The organism is Brevibacterium sp. NPDC056726 (genome assembly GCF_042790515.1).
GTDB classification, from domain to species: Bacteria; Actinomycetota; Actinomycetes; order Actinomycetales; family Brevibacteriaceae; genus Brevibacterium; species Brevibacterium sanguinis.
This window is the reverse complement of the sequence record NZ_JBHTYZ010000001.1, coordinates 141,349-157,830: the sequence shown is the minus strand read 5'-3', so window position 1 is coordinate 157,830 and position 16,482 is coordinate 141,349. Positions and strand designations below refer to the sequence as shown.

14 protein-coding genes are annotated in these 16,482 nt (G+C 68.9%); 7 read left to right on the top strand and 7 right to left on the bottom strand.

Annotation, left to right across the window (positions count from 1 at the left end):
• The coding region (locus ACFQ91_RS00700) for a choice-of-anchor G family protein (protein ID WP_376917312.1) at window positions 1-2,458 on the bottom strand (2,458 nt) is incomplete at its 3' end.
• Window positions 2,459-3,017: 559 nt separating this feature from the next.
• Between ACFQ91_RS00700 and lhgO the strand changes: the two genes are divergently transcribed.
• The 4 genes from lhgO to ACFQ91_RS00680 all read left to right on the top strand — a co-directional run bounded on the left by lhgO (window position 3,018) and on the right by ACFQ91_RS00680 (window position 8,082).
• On the top strand, window positions 3,018-4,232 hold the full coding sequence (gene lhgO, locus ACFQ91_RS00695; protein ID WP_198499483.1) for an L-2-hydroxyglutarate oxidase: 1,215 nt from the start codon (window positions 3,018-3,020) through the stop codon (window positions 4,230-4,232).
• 119 nt (window positions 4,233-4,351) lie between these two features.
• Window positions 4,352-5,344 (top strand): UDP-glucose 4-epimerase GalE, encoded by a 993-nt coding sequence (gene galE / locus ACFQ91_RS00690; RefSeq protein ID WP_198499482.1) that lies wholly within the window; start codon window positions 4,352-4,354, stop codon window positions 5,342-5,344.
• A gap of 77 nt (window positions 5,345-5,421) precedes the next feature.
• Entirely contained in the window at window positions 5,422-6,777 is a 1,356-nt protein-coding gene (locus ACFQ91_RS00685; protein ID WP_198499481.1) for a sodium/glutamate symporter, read from the top strand.
• Between the two features lie 126 nt (window positions 6,778-6,903).
• Window positions 6,904-8,082, top strand: coding sequence for an FAD-dependent oxidoreductase (locus ACFQ91_RS00680; protein ID WP_198499480.1), 1,179 nt, complete (start codon window positions 6,904-6,906; stop codon window positions 8,080-8,082).
• On the opposite strand, the gene ACFQ91_RS00675 is transcribed toward ACFQ91_RS00680, so the two are convergent.
• Entirely contained in the window at window positions 8,083-8,970 is an 888-nt protein-coding gene (locus tag ACFQ91_RS00675) for an alpha/beta fold hydrolase (protein WP_376870527.1), read from the bottom strand.
• 54 nt (window positions 8,971-9,024) lie between these two features.
• Here ACFQ91_RS00675 and ACFQ91_RS00670 point away from each other — a divergent pair, with 54 nt between their 5' ends.
• Window positions 9,025-9,420, top strand: coding sequence for a MerR family transcriptional regulator (locus tag ACFQ91_RS00670; RefSeq protein WP_344251155.1), 396 nt, complete (start codon window positions 9,025-9,027; stop codon window positions 9,418-9,420).
• 66 nt (window positions 9,421-9,486) lie between these two features.
• A complete protein-coding gene (locus ACFQ91_RS00665) occupies window positions 9,487-11,196 on the top strand; it encodes a formate--tetrahydrofolate ligase (protein WP_344251156.1) in 1,710 nt (569 codons plus the stop codon).
• A 114-nt stretch (window positions 11,197-11,310) separates the two neighbouring features.
• On the opposite strand, the gene ACFQ91_RS00660 is transcribed toward ACFQ91_RS00665, so the two are convergent.
• The 3 genes from ACFQ91_RS00660 to ACFQ91_RS00650 all read right to left on the bottom strand — a co-directional run bounded on the left by ACFQ91_RS00660 (window position 11,311) and on the right by ACFQ91_RS00650 (window position 13,857).
• Window positions 11,311-11,889, bottom strand: coding sequence for an antibiotic biosynthesis monooxygenase (locus ACFQ91_RS00660; protein ID WP_198499476.1), 579 nt, complete (start codon window positions 11,887-11,889; stop codon window positions 11,311-11,313).
• Window positions 11,890-11,959: 70 nt separating this feature from the next.
• Window positions 11,960-12,772 carry an NAD(P)-binding domain-containing protein gene (locus tag ACFQ91_RS00655; protein WP_211978843.1) on the bottom strand — a complete coding sequence of 271 codons (813 nt, stop codon included), beginning with the start codon at window positions 12,770-12,772 and terminating at the stop codon, window positions 11,960-11,962.
• 17 nt (window positions 12,773-12,789) lie between these two features.
• Window positions 12,790-13,857, bottom strand: coding sequence for a YafY family protein (locus tag ACFQ91_RS00650; protein ID WP_211978844.1), 1,068 nt, complete (start codon window positions 13,855-13,857; stop codon window positions 12,790-12,792).
• Window positions 13,858-13,964: 107 nt separating this feature from the next.
• Between ACFQ91_RS00650 and ACFQ91_RS00645 the strand changes: the two genes are divergently transcribed.
• Window positions 13,965-14,366 carry a VOC family protein gene (locus tag ACFQ91_RS00645; RefSeq protein WP_211978845.1) on the top strand — a complete coding sequence of 134 codons (402 nt, stop codon included), beginning with the start codon at window positions 13,965-13,967 and terminating at the stop codon, window positions 14,364-14,366.
• Between the two features lie 48 nt (window positions 14,367-14,414).
• On the opposite strand, the gene ACFQ91_RS00640 is transcribed toward ACFQ91_RS00645, so the two are convergent.
• Together ACFQ91_RS00640 and ACFQ91_RS00635 are read right to left on the bottom strand one after the other, a co-directional pair.
• Window positions 14,415-15,509: a YbdK family carboxylate-amine ligase gene (locus tag ACFQ91_RS00640; protein WP_211978846.1), complete on the bottom strand. Its 1,095-nt coding sequence runs from the start codon at window positions 15,507-15,509 to the stop codon at window positions 14,415-14,417.
• Window positions 15,510-15,643: 134 nt separating this feature from the next.
• Window positions 15,644-16,480: a MetQ/NlpA family ABC transporter substrate-binding protein gene (locus tag ACFQ91_RS00635; RefSeq protein WP_211978847.1), complete on the bottom strand. Its 837-nt coding sequence runs from the start codon at window positions 16,478-16,480 to the stop codon at window positions 15,644-15,646.
• Window positions 16,481-16,482: the final 2 nt, after the last annotated feature.

Genomic DNA, 16,482 nt, shown 5'->3' with positions numbered 1-16,482 from the left:
GTTCGGCGGCTGCCTGTGCGGCGACCTGGGCGGCTGGGTTGCCGTCGGCGTCAGCGTTGGCCGAAGCCGAGGCGGAAGCGGCGGCATTGACGTTGGCGGACGAGTCCGCGCCAGCAGCCGCGTCGGGGTCGGCCGCAGCGTCAGGATCGGTGGAGGCGTCGGCAGCTGCCGAGGCGTCGGGGTCCGCCGAGGCGTCTGGATCGGTGGAGGCATCCGGGTCTGTCGACGAGTCCTGATCAGCCGCCGCGTCAGGGTCTGCAGAGGCGTCAGGGTCAGCCGCGGCATCGGGGTCAGCCGCCGCGTCCGGATCGGTCGCGGCATCTGGGTCGGCAGCCGCGTCCGGATCGGTCGATGCGTCGGCAGTGGCCGCAGTATCGGGATCGGTCGACTGGTCGGCGGTGCTATCGGGATCGGTCGACGCATCGGCTGCAGCGGCGGCTTCGGCGGAGGCCTCGGAGGACGAGTCGGCCGTCGAGGCCGCTTGGGCTGCGGCCGCCGGATCGGCGTCGGCCGCTGTGGATGCACCGGCGTTCGTGTCGTCAGTGCTGTCGGCCTGAGCAGCCGCCTGCGAAGCGGCCGTCGAGGACGCGCTCGCGTCCGTCGTCGAATCCGTCGATGCCTGGGACGAGGCATCCTCGGTCGCCGCGGATTCCGCGGCTGCCACGGCATCCGGATCCGCGGCTGCCGAGGCGGTCGTGGTCGCGTCGTCGTTGGCGGCCGCCTCCGATGCGGCCGCGGCGGCCGGGTTGCCGTCGTCGTCGGCACTCGCAGAGGCCGACGCCGAGGCGGCTGCATTCGTGTTCGCGTCGGGGTCGGCCTCATCCTGCGCACTCGTCCTCACCGAGGACGAGGCGAGATTGACGTCGACGGCATCGACGCCGGGCAGAACCTCGAGGCTCACGGCGCTGACGGTGAACATGTCCGTCGGTGCGGCGGCCGCGGCGAACGCCCGAGTCGCGTCCTGCCGCTGCGGCACGGGAGTCTCGACCTGCTCGTTGATCGTGACGCCGATGACCTGGTTGAGCGCCTCGAAGACGGGATCGAGGGAAGTGAGCAGCGGATCGACGATCCCCTGCACCGAGTTCGACACCTCGTCGGCGGTCGCGGTGATGATGTTCCCGATGATCGGCTCGGTGATCCCGAGGACGGCGTCGATGACCGGCGTCGTGATGACGTTGAGGATCGCTCCGGCGTCGATCGTCGTACCGAGCACGGAGATCCGCAGATCGGTGGTGACAGTCGGACGCGTGGCATCCGTGCCCGCCAGCTGACCGAGTGTCGCATCGACGGTCACCGCACCGGTGATCGTCTGCCCGAGCAGCGAGATGGTGGCCGGCAGCTTGATGATGAGATGGACGTTGTCGAGAGCCTCGGTGAGGGTGTCATTGACGCGTCCGGTGAGTGCGCCGAGCGCATCGGCCACGGCATCGGTGATCGTCGTGATCGTCGCCGAGGTGAGCACCTCGGTGTTCGGTGCCAGACCATTGAGATCCTCGCCGTTGCCACCTTCGACGATCTTCGCGAGATCGACCACGATGTCTCCGCTGCCGATGTCGATCGAGACGATGCCCGACCTGTCCTCGAGCTTCTCCCGGATGACGTTCTCGACGACGCTGTTGAGGGCGTCGCGGGTCTCGACACTGACCTTCGTGTCCGCTCCGCCGACACTGACCCGGCCGAGCAGCACATTCGCATCGATCCCGATCGTCGCGAGTTCGGACGCGAGTCCTTCGTCGCCGATGGCGTCATCGAGCACCTGCCCGGTCCCGTCGACCGCGACCTCGAGGGAGTCGGAGAGCCGACTGACCGCAGGACTCGAGATCGTGAGCTTCCCGTCGGCGACGACGTAATCGGAGGTCACCGAATCCGCATCCGCCTCGGCCCGGGAGGCCAGTGCCCCGAGCTCGAGACTGAGTTCGTCGACGACCTCGTCGGTGACGTCGCTGAGGCCGAGCTGTTCGAGCAGCGGTGTGAGGCTGACCGTGGCGTTGCCGTAGGCGCCGGGATTGTCGGGATCGACGTTGATCGCTCCGTCCTGTCCCACAGCGCCGGCACTCGCGACGGCGCTGTCGAAGGACGGTGCGTGACCGAAGGCGTTGAGCGCCCCGACCTCGCCGAGGTGGAGGAGACCATTTCCGTCCTCACCGCTGATGAGCGGGAGGGAGACGTTGGGCAGCTGAATGCTCAGGGCCTGGAGGGCCGCCACGTCGAGGGGAGTGTGGTCGGCCTCGGGGCTCGACGGATAGGTGCTGCGCGCCGAGGAGACGTCGAGGAGATCCGCAGTGATGAGGTCCGTGTCGATGACCTGCCCGTGTGCCTCGGCGAGTTCATCGGGATCGATCGGCACCGCCGTGCCCGGGGACGTGATGAGAACGGTCAGCCCCACGGCTGTCGCCGCGGCGACGGCGCCGATCGAGGCACGGTATCGGGAACGCACCCGGTTGCGGAATGTCTTCATAGCCCCCACTTCGGCAGTGATCATCTCTGATGCTGATGCTGAACAGACCCTGAGTGCTCGAAGGCAATCGGCTGGCAGTTCATCACCGAGATTACGGAAACACTAAACCGTCATCATCACGTCATAAATAACGTTATGACTCCGTTATAAATACTTTCCAGTAGATATTGCAGGCGCTCTACGGCTGTGATCCGATGATTGATCGAGCGCTCATTGCAGAATGGTTTACTCCGTAAAGAAGCTGCCTTGCGCCGGAGGAGAACCCGATCAGCTCATCGTTGTCCCTGGTCAAAGAGTCATATAGGCGCAGGGATGGATGCCGGCTGCGCAGCGGAGGTATACGAATTGTCGATTTCACATACTCTCGTGAATGACCCGATGGCATCGCACTCACAGCGAACTTCAGGTGTTATTCAATGAGACTGCGGGAATATGACAGTCATGGAGCCTTCGCGTTACCGGAAACGGTCAACTAGAGTCCGCAGCAGGCCACTGGACAAGACGGCCTCTCACACGACGGGACCATCGGCAGCCGGTCCCCATGTCAAAGGAGCGAAAGATGAGCAAGGTCAGGCGCATCGCCGTCATCGGGGCCGGCATCATCGGAGCGGCGGTCGCCCGCGAGCTCCTCCTGCGAGATGAGTCCGCCGACGTCACCCTCTATGAGAAGGAGGACGGGCCCGCAGTGCACCAGACCGGGCACAACTCCGGTGTCGTCCATGCCGGTCTCTACTACGAGCCGGGCAGCCTCAAAGCGCGTCTGTGCCGCCGCGGCGTCGAGCTCATCCGCGATTTCGCCGCCGCGCACGGTGTCGCCGTCGACGAGTGCGGAAAGGTCGTCGTCGCCACCGACGACGTCGAGGTCGGCCGGCTGCACGCCATCCACGAACGGGCCATCGCCAACGGGGTCCCCGACGTCGTGATGCTCGATCGCGACGGTCTGGCCGAAGTCGAACCGCAGGCCGTCGGTGTGGCCGCGCTCCATTCCCCGCACACGGCGATCATCGACTACCCGGGCCTCACCGACGCGCTCGTCGTCGACTTCCGTCGTCGCGGCGGTCGTGTGCGGTTCTCGACCCCGGTGTCCCGCGTCGAACGCCGAGGCGGACCGGCCGGAGAGCGCGCGATCGTCCACTCGGACAAGGACGCGCTCGAATTCGACGCCGTCATCGCGTGTGCCGGGCTCCAGTCCGATCGCCTCGCCGCCCGGTCCGGAGAGAGCGCACAGCCGTCGGTGGTGCCGTTCTTCGGGCAGTACTTCATCCTCGATCCCGCGTTCGACGCGGTCGTCAACGGGCTCATCTACCCCGTGCCCGACCCGAAGTACCCCTTCCTCGGCGTGCACGTCACGCGCCGCATCGACGGCGGCGTGATGATCGGCCCCAACGCGTTCCTCTCGTTCTCCCGGGAGGGATACTCAGGGCTCGGCCTCAACGTGCGCGATGCGCTGTCGATCGCCGCCGATGCCGGATTCTGGAGATTCGCCGCGGGCAATCTGCCCACCGCTGTCCGGGAGATCGGCGGGGTGCTCTCGACCGAGCGGTTCGTCGCCGAGGCGGCCCGCTACGTGCCGCAGCTGGCCGGGGCGACCGGGCAGCGGGCCACCCGCGGCATCCGCGCCCAGGCGATGAACCGGGACGGCTCGCTCGTCGACGACTTCGTCATCGATCGCGCCGGACCGGCGATGTTCGTCCGCAATGCTCCCTCGCCCGGTGCCACCTCGGCGCTGGCCATCGCCGAGCACCTCGTCGACCGAGCCCTTGCTGACTCCTGAGTAGCGAGCATCCTCACTGGTCAGAGGCGCACTTCGTGTCCCGGCGGTGCCCTCGACTAAGCTTAATCCGGCATCGCCGCGAGATCGAGACCGCGGTGAGGGACGAATGAGGGAGTTTCATGGCTGTACTGGTCACCGGAGGAGCAGGCTACATCGGTTCGCACGTGGTGCGCCTGCTCACCGAACGCGGTGACGACGTCCTCGTCGTCGATGACTTCTCGACGGGAATCGCCGATCGCGTCGCCGGACTGCCCGTCCTCGACCTCGACCTCGCCGCCCCCGACGCCGAGGACCGCCTCGTCGCCGCCATCGACGAGCACGGGATCGACTCGATCATCCACTTCGCGGCGAAGAAGCAGGTCGGCGAATCCGTCGAACAGCCCGTCCACTACTACCGCCAGAACATCGGCGGCCTGACGAACATCCTCGCCGCCGTCGAGCGCACCGGCATCGCCTCCCTCGTCTTCTCCTCCTCCGCCGCCACCTACGGCATGCCCGACGTCGACCTCGTCGCTGAGGACCTCGAGTGCCGGCCGATCAACCCCTACGGGGAGACGAAGCTCATCGGCGAATGGATGATCGACAACGCCATCACCGCGGCGCAGATGCGCGGAGTCCCGTTCAACGCCGTCAAGCTGCGCTACTTCAACGTCGCCGGCGCCGGCTGGCCCGAACTCGCCGACACCGCGGTGATGAACCTCATCCCGATCGTCCTCGGCCGGGTCGCCGCCGGCAAGGCCCCGATCGTCTTCGGCGATGACTACGACACCCCCGACGGCACGTGCATCCGCGACTACGTCCACGTCAAGGACCTCGCCGAGGCCCACATCGCCGCGCTCGACTACATGAAGTCCGGGGACACCTCGGAGACCGTGTTCAACGTCGGCACGGGCACCGGAGCCTCGGTCAAGGAGGTCATCGACACCATCGCCGAGGTGACCGGCCGTGACATCGTCCCGGAGATGGGCGAGCGGCGGGCAGGGGATCCTCCCGCCCTGGTCGCCGACGTCTCCCGGATCTCGGCCCAGCTGAGCTGGAAGGCCGAGTACGGACTCGACGAGATCGTCCGCAGCGCCGTCGCCGCCGCAGGGATGCTGCCCGCGGCCAAGTAATCCGCACCGTGCTCCCAGCGCCGGGTCCCCGGCGCCGGTTCTCGGTGCCGTCCTGACCTGATCAAGGAGACCCCGTCGTGGATCCCACACCCTTCAGCCCGTACGCCCTGCTCATCGACTCGGGCCTCCTCGGCGCGCTGCTCGTCGTCGGCACCATCCTGCGCGCCCGGATCCGCGTCCTGCAGACGATGATGGTCCCGGCCGGAGTGATCGCCGGATTCCTCGGACTGCTCATGGGCCCCAACGGCCTCGGCTGGCTGCCGTTCTCCGACCAGCTGGGCACGTACTCCTCGCTGCTCATCGTCGTCGTCTTCGCGTGCCTGTCGCTGACGAGCGACTTCAACATCTTCAAGATCGGCCGTTCCGTCGCCGGATTCGCCAGCTACGGCGTCCTCATCTATGCGACCCAGACGGCGCTCGGCATGGGGCTCGTCCTCGTCCTCCTCGGCCCCCTCCTCGGCGCTCCCGACTCCGTCGGACTCCTCCTCTTCGCCGGGTGGGCCGGCGGGTTCGGCTCGGCCGCCGCGATCGGCACGGTCTTCACCGAGGCGGGTGACCCGGCGGTGCAGTCGCTGGCCTTCACCGCCGCGACCGTCGGCATGCTCACCGGCATCATCGGCGGCATCATCCAGGCGAAGATCGGCGCCGCGAAGGGCCATGCCAAAGAGTTCGTGGGACTGAGCGAGGTCCCCGCCGAACTGCGCACCGGCGTGCTCGACCACGAGCAGGAGAAGCCGCCCATCGGCACCCACATGTTCTCCGGCAGCGCGATCGAATCCCTGACCTTCCAGGCCGGAATCGTCGCCACCGTCTCCGCTGCCGCGTACGGAGTCAACCTCATCCTCGGCGAGCTCATGCCGTCGGTGACGTTCCCGCTCTTCTCGATCGCGTTCATCGTCGGCCTCATCCTCCGCAGCATCCTCGCGGGCACGAAGACGACGAAGTTCATCGACAAGGAGACGCAGAACTCGATCTCCGGTCTCGCCACCGACGTCCTCATCGTCTGCGGCATCGCCTCGGTCGTCCCGTCCTTCGTCGCCGACCAGTGGCTGTCGCTGCTCATCCTCTTCATCGTCGGACTCGCACTCTGCCTCTTCCTCGGCCTCTGGGTCGCCCCGCGGGTGATGAGCGACGGCTGGTTCGAACGCCAGCTCTTCACGTGGGGGTGGGCGACCGGCGCCGTGGCCACGGGCATCGCCTTGCTGCGCATCGTCGATCCGAAGCTCAACTCCCGCACGCTCGAGGACTTCTCGCTCGCGTACCTCCCGGTCATCCCCGTCGAGGTCGCCGCCGTGACCTTCGCGCCGCTGCTCGTCCTCGGCGGGGCCGCGTGGGCGGTCGTCGGGATCTGGGGTGCGATCGCCGTCGGCGCGCTCGCGGTGGCGCTCTACATCATGGCCGCCAACCGCCGCGAGCTCGTGCCCGTCGGCTGACCGCACCCGCGCTCAACGCTGCGAGGCACTGCCGGATGAACCCATCCCGGCAGTGCCTCGCGGCATCTGGCTGCGACGGCATAGGCTCGGACACGGAACGATGCCGTCGCAGGGGGAGGAGCACCAATGACCGAGCACATCGTCATCGGTGCCGGGCTCGCCGGTGCCGCCGCGGCGTGGGCGCTGACCGCCCGCGGAGAGAACGTCACCGTCGTCGACCGGCTCACGCCGGCGAATGCGCGCGGCAGCTCGCACGGGTCCGCGCGGATCTTCCGCTATGCCTACCCCGAACGCCTCTACGCCGAGCTCGTCGTCCGCGCCCGCGACCTGTGGACGGCCGTCGAGGAGTCCGCGGGCATCGAGCTCATCACCCCCACCGGTGCCCTCGACCACGGGGAGGCCAGGCACACCGCCCAGCTGACCGCTGTCTTCGACGAGCTCGGGATCGACCACGAGGTCCTCGACGCCGAGGCCGCCCGGGCCCGGTGGCCGCAGTTCGCCTTCGACACCGAGGTGCTCTGGCATCCCGACGCCGGGGTCATCGACGCCGAGCGGTCGGTGCGGACGCTGCTCGACCTCGCCGTCGCCACCGGCCGTGCCCGGATCCTCGAGGACTGGACCGCGGCCGCGGTGGACCGGCGGTCGACGGGAAGCCTGCGGGTCACCTCGGCGGGAGAGGACGCCATCGCCGCGGATTCCGTCATCGTCGCGGCAGGCGGGTGGCTGCCGGCGCTGCTGGGGAACCTCGACCTGCCGGCCGGGTTCCTCTCCTCCCTGCCGACGTTCGAGGTGCGCGAGGAACAGGCGTTCCACCTGCCCTACCGCGACACCACCGCCGATGGCCGCCCGGCACAGGCGTGGCCGACGTTCATCCACAAGAGTGCGGAGATCTTCACCTACGGGCTGCCCGGCGGACGCGACGCCGGATTCGCCGGGCAGAAGCTCGCACAGTTCAACGGCGGACGCGTCATCGGCTCCGCCCTCGACCAGGACGGGCAGATCACCGAGACGATGCGGCAGCGGATGATCGCCTACGCACGGGCGCATCTGCCGGGCCTCGTGCCGGAGCCCTTCGCCGAGACGACCTGTCTGTTCACGAACACCCCGAGCGAGGACTTCCTCATCGATTCCGCCGGCGGGGTCACCATCGTCTCCGCGTGCTCGGGGCATGGGGCGAAGTTCGCTCCGCTGCTCGGCGAGTTCGCCGCAGCGCTGGCGACCGGCGGCGGAGTCCGCGACCAGCTCGGCGGGGGCGTGCCCGAGGAGTTCCGCGCCGCCCACCACGCGCATCTGTCCCGGCGGTGATCACACCTGCGTCGAGAGCCACGTGACCACCTCGGCGGCGAAGGCCTCCGGCGCCTCGAGGACAGCGAGATGTCCGACGGTCGGGAACCGTGTGACTTCGGGACCTCCGGGCAGCGCCGCGGCGAGTGCCTCGGCGTGGGCGACGGGGATCCACAGATCGGACTCACCCCACGCGATCCGCACGGGGCACCGCACCTTCGCGAGACGAGCGGCGATCGGGGCTGTGTGCTCCGGTCGCAGCGTCGCGATCTGCCGGTAGAACGCCGTCTGACCGGCCGGGGTCGTCCACGGGCGCGCAAGCTCGGTGATCCACTCCCGTGACAGCCCGGGGCCGCCCGCCCCGGCGATGTACTCGGTGACCAGGGCCCGATGCAGCGCCGGCGGGAGTGCCGCGAAGACCCCTTGACTCTCCGCGACGAGACGGAAGAACGGCGACCCCCACGGCGACAGGGTGACGATGTCGCTGAGATGGAGCGAGCCGAAGCGGCTGCCCTCGAACAGGTGTGCGCCGAGGGCTGCGGCGCCGCCGATGTCATGGGCGATGACATGGGGCGCGGCGAGGTCCCAGTGGCGCAGGAGGCGGGCGAACCGTGTGCGCTGAGCGACGAGATCGACCGGGGAGGCGGCATTCGCCTCGAGCGAAGTGCCGTACCCGGGCATGTCCCACAGGTGCACGCGCCACCGGCTGCTCAGCCGGCGGGCCAGCGGCAGCCACATCCTCGACGACCAGGGCGTGCCGTGGCAGATGACGACATCGCCGAGGCTGTCGCCGCCGGTCGCATCGAGAACGTACGTCCCGATCCGCGCCGTCGACGAGGCGTCGGGACCGCAGGGAATCGGGACGGCGACGCATTCGGGTGCCGGGAACTCCGTTGGTGGGGTGCTCATGCGTCGACGGTAGAACTTCAGGTCGACCTGAAGTCAAGGTGCGATGATGGGGAGATGAGGATCGGAGAGGCCGCCGCGGATCTCGGCGTCGCCGCGCATGTGCTGCGGCATTGGGAGGAGTGCGGTGTCGTCGTGCCCGACCGCACTCCCACCGGACATCGCAGCTACGACGACGAGCACCTCAGCCGGTGTCGGATCGTCATCGCCTGCCAAGGGGTGGGGATGAGCCTCGCGGAGATCCGTCAGGTCCTCCACCGGAGCGCGGCGGGGAGGGCGGCGGTGATCGCTGAGCGGATCGCGGCGATCCGTCGCCAGACGGTCGCCCTCGAGGCGGCCGAGCGCTTCCTCGTCCACGTCGCCGACTGTCGTCACGACCTCATGACCCGGTGTCCCGACTGCGCCGAGTACGCGGCGACACCGACGCACCGGGGCACCGCCTCGGCGCGGTGAGCGCTCGGACGAAATTCATCGGGTGTCAGTGGTCACAAAACGCGCCATGGCAGGCAAGATGGCCCTATGAGCATTGATCTTGACATTGCACTCGCCGCCGAGCTCGATCCCATCGTCGATGTCGCCGCTGACCTCGGGCTCGACCCCAAGGACATCATTCCGTTCGGATGGACGAAGGCGAAGGTGCCCATCGACGTCCTCGACGCGGCCGCCGAGTCGGCGACCGACGGCGCGCTCATCCTCGTCACCGCGATGAGCCCGACCCCGGCCGGGGAGGGCAAGACGACGACGAGCATCGGCCTCACCGACGGGCTCAACGAGCTCGCGAAGACGAATCCGGAGATCGGGAAGGCCGTGCTGGCGCTGCGGGAGCCGAGCATGGGCCCGGTCTTCGGCATGAAGGGCGGGGCCGCCGGCGGCGGGTACGCGCAGGTCGTGCCGATGGAGGACATCAACCTCCACTTCACCGGTGACTTCGCGGCGATCGCGGCGGCGAACAACCTCGCCGCGACGATGCTCGACAACCACATCCACCACGGCAACGACCTCGACATCGATCCGCGCCGCATCCACATCCGCCGGGTCGTCGACCTCAACGACCGGGCTCTGCGCAACGTCACGATCGGCCTCGGCGGCCTCAATGGAGGAGTGCCGCGGGAGGACCACTTCGACATCGTCGTCGCCTCGGAGGTCATGGCGGTGTTCTGCCTGGCCACCTCGGTGGCCGACCTCAAGGAACGGCTGGGGCGCATCGTCGTCGCCCACACCCGCGACCGTCAGCCCGTCACCGTCGCCGACCTCGGTGCCGCCGGGGCGATGACCGCGCTGCTGCGCAATGCGCTCTCCCCGAACCTCGTCCAGAGCCTCGAGCACTCGCCCGCGTTCATCCACGGCGGACCGTTCGCCAACATCGCCCACGGCTGCAACAGCCTGCTCGCGACCAAGGCGGCGATGACGCTCGGCGACTGGGTCGTCACCGAGGCCGGATTCGGCGCCGACCTCGGCGCCGAGAAGTTCCTCGACATCAAATGCCGGGCCGCCGGCATCTGGCCCTCCGCAGTCGTCGTCGTCGCCACCCTCCGGGCGCTCAAGTACCACGGCGGCATCGACGTGGGCGACGTCGAGACCCCGAACACCGAGGCGGTGCTGGCGGGGATGAGCAACCTCGAACTCCACTGCTCGAACCTCCGCGACATCTTCGGTCTCACCCCGGTCGTGTGCTTCAACCGGTTCCCCTCGGACACCGACGAGGAGATGGCCGCCGCGATCGACCACCTCGACTCGCTCGGCATCGCGGCGGTGGAATCGACGCACTGGGCCGACGGCGGCAAGGGTGCCGTGCCGCTGGCCGAAGCGGTCGTCGCCGCCGTCGAGAACGCCGGGGACGGGGACGCGGCGGCCCGCGCGCAGTACAGCTACGACCTCGACCAGCCGCTTGAGGACAAGATCCGCACGATCGCCCAGCGCATCTACGGCGCCGCCGACGTCGAGATCCCCGCGAAGGTCAAGCGGAAGCTGAAGCAGTTCACCGACGAAGGCTACGGCGATGCGCCGATCTGCGTGGCGAAGACCCAGTACTCGCTGAGCACGGACCCGAGCCTGCGCGGCGCCCCGGAGGGCCACATCATCGAGGTCCGGGACGTGCGCCTGTCCGCCGGGGCCGGGTTCGTCGTCGTCATCGCCGGCGACATCATGACGATGCCCGGACTGCCGAAGGAACCGTCCGCGCTGAAGATCGACGTCACCGAGGACGGGAACATCACCGGTCTGTTCTGAGGCGCGGTGCCTGGATTCTGCGCCACGTCCAGGGTGGATTCTCAGCCGATTCCGCCATGAATGCGGCTCACATCCGCCGTCGGATCGGTGCGCATCGACTCGGGGGTGCGCGGACTACCGCTGGCGCTTGGGCCTGCGCGGCTTCTGGAGCCACGGGCGCAGCAGACGCGTGCTCACCGGCAGGAAGATGTACGTCATCAGCGGGGTGAGCAGGCAGATGTTGAGCAGCACGGCGAGCACCGGCGGCCACGCCGACAGGTGGGGCAGCAGCAGGTAGGTCGAGAGCAGGCTGAGCGGGAAGAACGGCAGGAAGATGCTCACCGCCTGCTTCCACCGCGGTGGGACGACCGTTTCGGGAATGGTCAGCGCCGTCTCGCCCTGCGGTTCGAACCAGCCTTCGATGCCCGTGCGGTGTTCGACCTTCGTGTCCTCGATGAGTTCGGCGCCGCTGTCGATCCACCACTTGCGGTCATCGGACTCGTCCCAGGCGCGCAGCGACTTCGCATCGGCGAACCGGTAGAGGACGTGCCATTCGTTCGAGTCCGGTGCGGTCCGCACCCACCCGGATCCGAGGTAGCCGGGACGTTCGCGGGCGAGCTCCTGTCCGGCCTGCACCCATGCGTTGAAACGGCGGTGGTGTGCGGGCTGGACGGTGCGGGTGATCGCGACGGTGATGGCAGACGGCTGAGGCATGATTGCGATAATAGGGATCACCGAGGCGGCCCCGGCCGTGCGGGGTGCGTGTGCCCTGACACAGTCCGGCTCAGGGTCGCGGGGCGCCTGTCACCCGGGCGAACACAGCGTCGAGGGCGGCTGAGAGGCGCTGCCGGTTGCCTTCGTCCATCCACTCGCTGCGCACCTGCGCGTTGAGTCCGCCGGGCGTCTCGTGGGCGGCGACGAGATCGGCGATCGGGGTGTCGGTGTCGGCGAGCGTCGTGCCGAGGCCGACGAACTGACCGCGGACGACCGCCTCGGCGTCGGTCCTGCCCCAGCCCTGGGCGATGAGCCATTCGGTGATCGTCTCGAGGTAGGCGAAGTGCGCGGACATCGTCGCCGTCGTCGCCGACAGCGTGCTGAACATCGCTTCGGTCTCGGCGACCACCGTGCCGCCGAGGCGATCGAAGAGCGCTTCGACGGGCGCGTGCCCCGGGTGGACGGCTGTGATTCCGCGGCGTTCGCGGACCGCCGGCAGCGGGATGACACGCACGACCCGTGGGCGGTGGGGGAGCAGAGCCTCGAGGGCGGCGACCGAGACTCCGGCGACGGCACTGACGAGGGTCGTCGCCTCGGGAACGTCGAGCTCGGTGAGGACCTCATCGACCTGCTGGGGAAGGACGGCGAGGAGAACGGGGTCGCTGCGGTCGATGACCTCCTGGTTGGTCGCGGCGACCTCGACGTGAGGATAGGCCGCGGCGAGTCGAGCCGAGCGCTCCGCTCCGCGCGGGGAGAGGACGATGGCGGGTGCGTCCGCGGTCAGGGCCTGTGCTGTCCGCGCCTGCGCTGACTGTGTGCAGAGTCCGTCGACGATCGCCGAGGCGATCTCCCCGACTCCGATGATGCCGAGCGTCGTGCCCATGCTTGGTCCTCCTCCGGTCAGCGGTGACGTCTCCTGCATTGTGTCATCGCCGGGGCGGAGTCGCCGTAGCGAGTGACGAGTTCGGTGCCGATGCGGGCGAGTTCCGCGCGCACCGCGGGTGGGCCGACGACCTCGATCGTCGACCCCCACCCCGCGAGCTGTTCGGCCAGTGCCGCCGTGAGGTTGGCCCCCACCTCGGCGATGGCCGTGTCCTCATCGGTGGAGATCACGGTGATCTGCCGTCCGAACTGGTGCATGAGGATCGGCAGCACCCAGCGGGGACATCGCACCCGCGCCGTCACTGCCGATCGCAGGGCTTCGACCTCGTCGACGTGAGCCGTCCAGAAATCGACGAGATCGATCTGTCGGTGGAGGTCCTCAGCCGGGCCGGACCGTGACGGTGCCTCTGGCCCGACGGTGACATCAGCGTCGGTGACGGCATCGATCCGGTCGACGGCGAAGGTGCGCACCGTGGCCTCCCATCCCGGTCCGTGGGCGGGCGCCTCGGTGGTGACCTCGTGGGCGACGAGGTACCAGACTCCGGCCTTGGCGACGAGGCCGACGGGACAGATGGTCACCGTGCGTCCGCGGCCGTCCCTGGAGCGATAGCGCATGCGCAGGTGGGTGCGCGACAGCAGCGCAGAGCGGAGCTCGCCGAGGCGTCCGCTCATGTCCGCGGAATCGTCACCCTTACTCGCACGCCCCCACGGGGAGTGGTCGTAGTGGACGGTCGTGGCGAGGATCTCGGCCTCTGCCCGCTGGCTCTCCGGGAGGGCGCGGAGGAGCTTGCGGGTGGCGAGGCGCGTCTGCGGGGAGGCGAGGCCTGCGGTGCCGAGCATCCAGAACAGGGCATGGGCCTCGGGGGAGCGCAGGCCCGTGAGGTCGGTGCGGGCCCCGCCGAGCAGCTGCCACCCGCCGCCGCGACCGGGCTGAACGCTCACCGGAACTCCGGCCGCCGAGAGTGCCTCGAGGTCTCGTCGCGCGGTGGCCACGGAGATCTCGAGCTCGGCCGCCACCTCGGCGGCGGTGACCTTCCCCCGTCTCTGGAGGAGGAGAAGCAGGGCGAGAAGTCGATCTGCGCGCATAGGACAAGTATGCGCCTAAAAGTGATCATAACGTGAGCACTTTGCCTGGAAGAGTTGCTCCCAACGGCAGCCATCGGGGGTGCCGCCGAACCGCACAAGGAGCCGACATGAGCACTCTCAGAGGACTGACGACCATGGTGCTGACCGCCGACGACGTCGAGGAGGCCGCCGCCTGGTACTCCGGGGTCCTCGGCATCGCGCCGTACTTCCGGCAGCCGCCCGACGGCGACCCCGCCTACATCGAGTTCCGCATCGGCCCCGACGAGGACGAACTCGGGATCATGAGCAGAAGCTATGCTCCCGACGGCACCCCGACAGGCAGCAGTTCGGTGACGTACTGGTTCGTCGATGACGTCGCGGCGGTGCTCGCTGACCTCGTCGCGTGCGGGGCGACGGTCCATGCGCCCGTGACCCCGCGGGGTGAGGAGTTCGTCACCGCCTCGGTGACCGACCCCTTCGGCAACGTGCTCGGACTCATGCACAGTCCCCACTGGCTCGCCCGGCACTGAGGAGCCCGCCTCGATTCACCGCCGGTCAGCGGGAACCAGGCGCCGGGGTCAGGAGTGAGGCTCGCGCGACGTCATCTGCTCGCCGGCGAAGGCGAGGAGCCCCGACACGCCTCCGCGCGCCAAGGCGTCCCGCTGCCGGTGAGCACCGGTCCCGGCGTCCAGCAGGCGGCGGACGCCGGCGCGCACGCGTTCGTCATCGCCGTGGGCCGCCAGGGTCGGCTGCGCCCGGTCGACCGCGGCCCACACCGCGGCGGCCGCGGGCACTGACCTCTGCACGTCGGCATCCATGAGGGTCCCTGCGGTGCCGAACCGCGCGGCCTGCCAGTGGGCGACGTCGAGCAGGGCAGTCGGGATCGCTTCGGCCACCGGGTCCTCGATCTCGACCTCGACGAGGGAGCGGATGAGGAGCGCGAGGGTGAGCGCATCGTCGGCGCTCAGCTGCACATCGCAGGTCCTGATCTCCACGGTGCCGTGCCGCGGTGACAGGCGCGCCAGCCAGCCCACCATGGCCTCCTCGCCGATCACGTCGGTGCGCCGGAGCGCTGCGATGTGGGAGTCGTAGTCGGCGGCGTCGGCGAAGTGGGGAGGAGTGCCGTTGACGACCCAGCGGCGGTAGTGAATCGATCGCCAGCTGGCGAAGCCGCTGTCGACGCCTCGCCACACCGGAGAGTTCGCGCTCAGGGCGGTGAGCACCGGCAGCCACCGGCGAATCCCATTGAGCGCGCGCACGCCGGTCTCCTGGTCGGGGACACCGACATGGACGTGCATGCCGTTGATGAGCTGTTCCGCGGCGATCGCCGGGGCCAGCGCCGTCATCTCCCGATAGCGCTCGCCGTCGCTGATCGCCGCAGGCACCTCCGCGAGCTGAGGCGCGGTGCCCAGCGCCGCGGCACTCAGCCCCAGCCGGTCGGCTGCGGCCGTGAGCGCCTCGCGGAAGCCGATGAGTGCGTCGAACCCCTCCGCGGCGGTGCGCAGCACGGGGGACGCATACTCGACCTGGCAGGCGAGCCACTCGGTGGTGATCTGCCCACCGGTCGGCGGGATCGCCGTCAATGCCCTCAGCTGCTCGCTCGTCGGGGCAGCGGGCAGCAGAGTGGCGCGGTCGACGAGGAGGTACTCCTCCTCGATGCCGAAAGCGGACAACTGACCTCCTCGGTGCCCTCATGCGCGTGTGCTGCCCGCGTCGTCTCCCGCCAGTAGGTCATCCGGCGGGGCCGTCTGTCAAGCTCCCGCACCCGCCCGGCAGCGGCGGGTGCGGGTCAGCGGACCGCAGGTGATCAGAAGCTCGGGAGGACCGATCCGTCCGCCCACTTCTCCTCGATGAACTGCTTGACCTCGGGGGAGTGGAGCAGGTCGTTGAGCTTGGTGATGTTCTCGTCGTCCTTGTTCTCCGTGCGGGCGGCGAGGAAGTTGCCGTAGGGGTTGTTCTCCGCCGATTCGAGGAGGATTCCGTCCTCGGCGGGGCTGAGACCGGCCTCGAGGGCGTTGTTGCCGTTGATGACCGAGGCGTCGACGTCCTGGAGGGTCCGTGCCAGCTGCGCGGCATCGGCCTCGACGAACTCGATGTTCTTCGGGTTGTCGCGCACATCGGAGAGCTTCGCGCTGACCGCGTCGACCCCGTCGTTGAGGGTGATGAGCTGGGCCTCTTCGAGCATCTTCAGGGCTCGACCCTGGTTCGCGGGATCGTTGTTGATGCCGATCTTCGCGCCGTCGGGCAGATCGTTGACGTCCTCGACCGTGTTCGAGAACAGGGCGAAGGGCTCGAGGTTGATCGGTTCGAAGCCGGTGATCTCATACCCCTGGCCCGCGATCTCGGAGTCGAGGTACGGCTTGTGCTGGAAGTAGTTCGCGTCGATGTCGCCGTCGGCGAGCGCCTTGTTCGGCAGCGTGTAGTCGGTGTACTCCTTGACCTCGATGTCGAGGCCGGCATCGGCGGCGAGGTTCTCGTCGACGAATCGGAGGATGTCGCCCTGCGGCACCGGGGTCGCCCCGACGGTGAGCGTCGTGACGTCCCCGTCCTGCTGGCCGACGGTGTCGGTCCCGCCGCCCATGAGCCCGCAGCCCGAGAGCAGCAGGGACGCGGATGCGGCGACGGCGATGAGCTTGGTCTTCATGA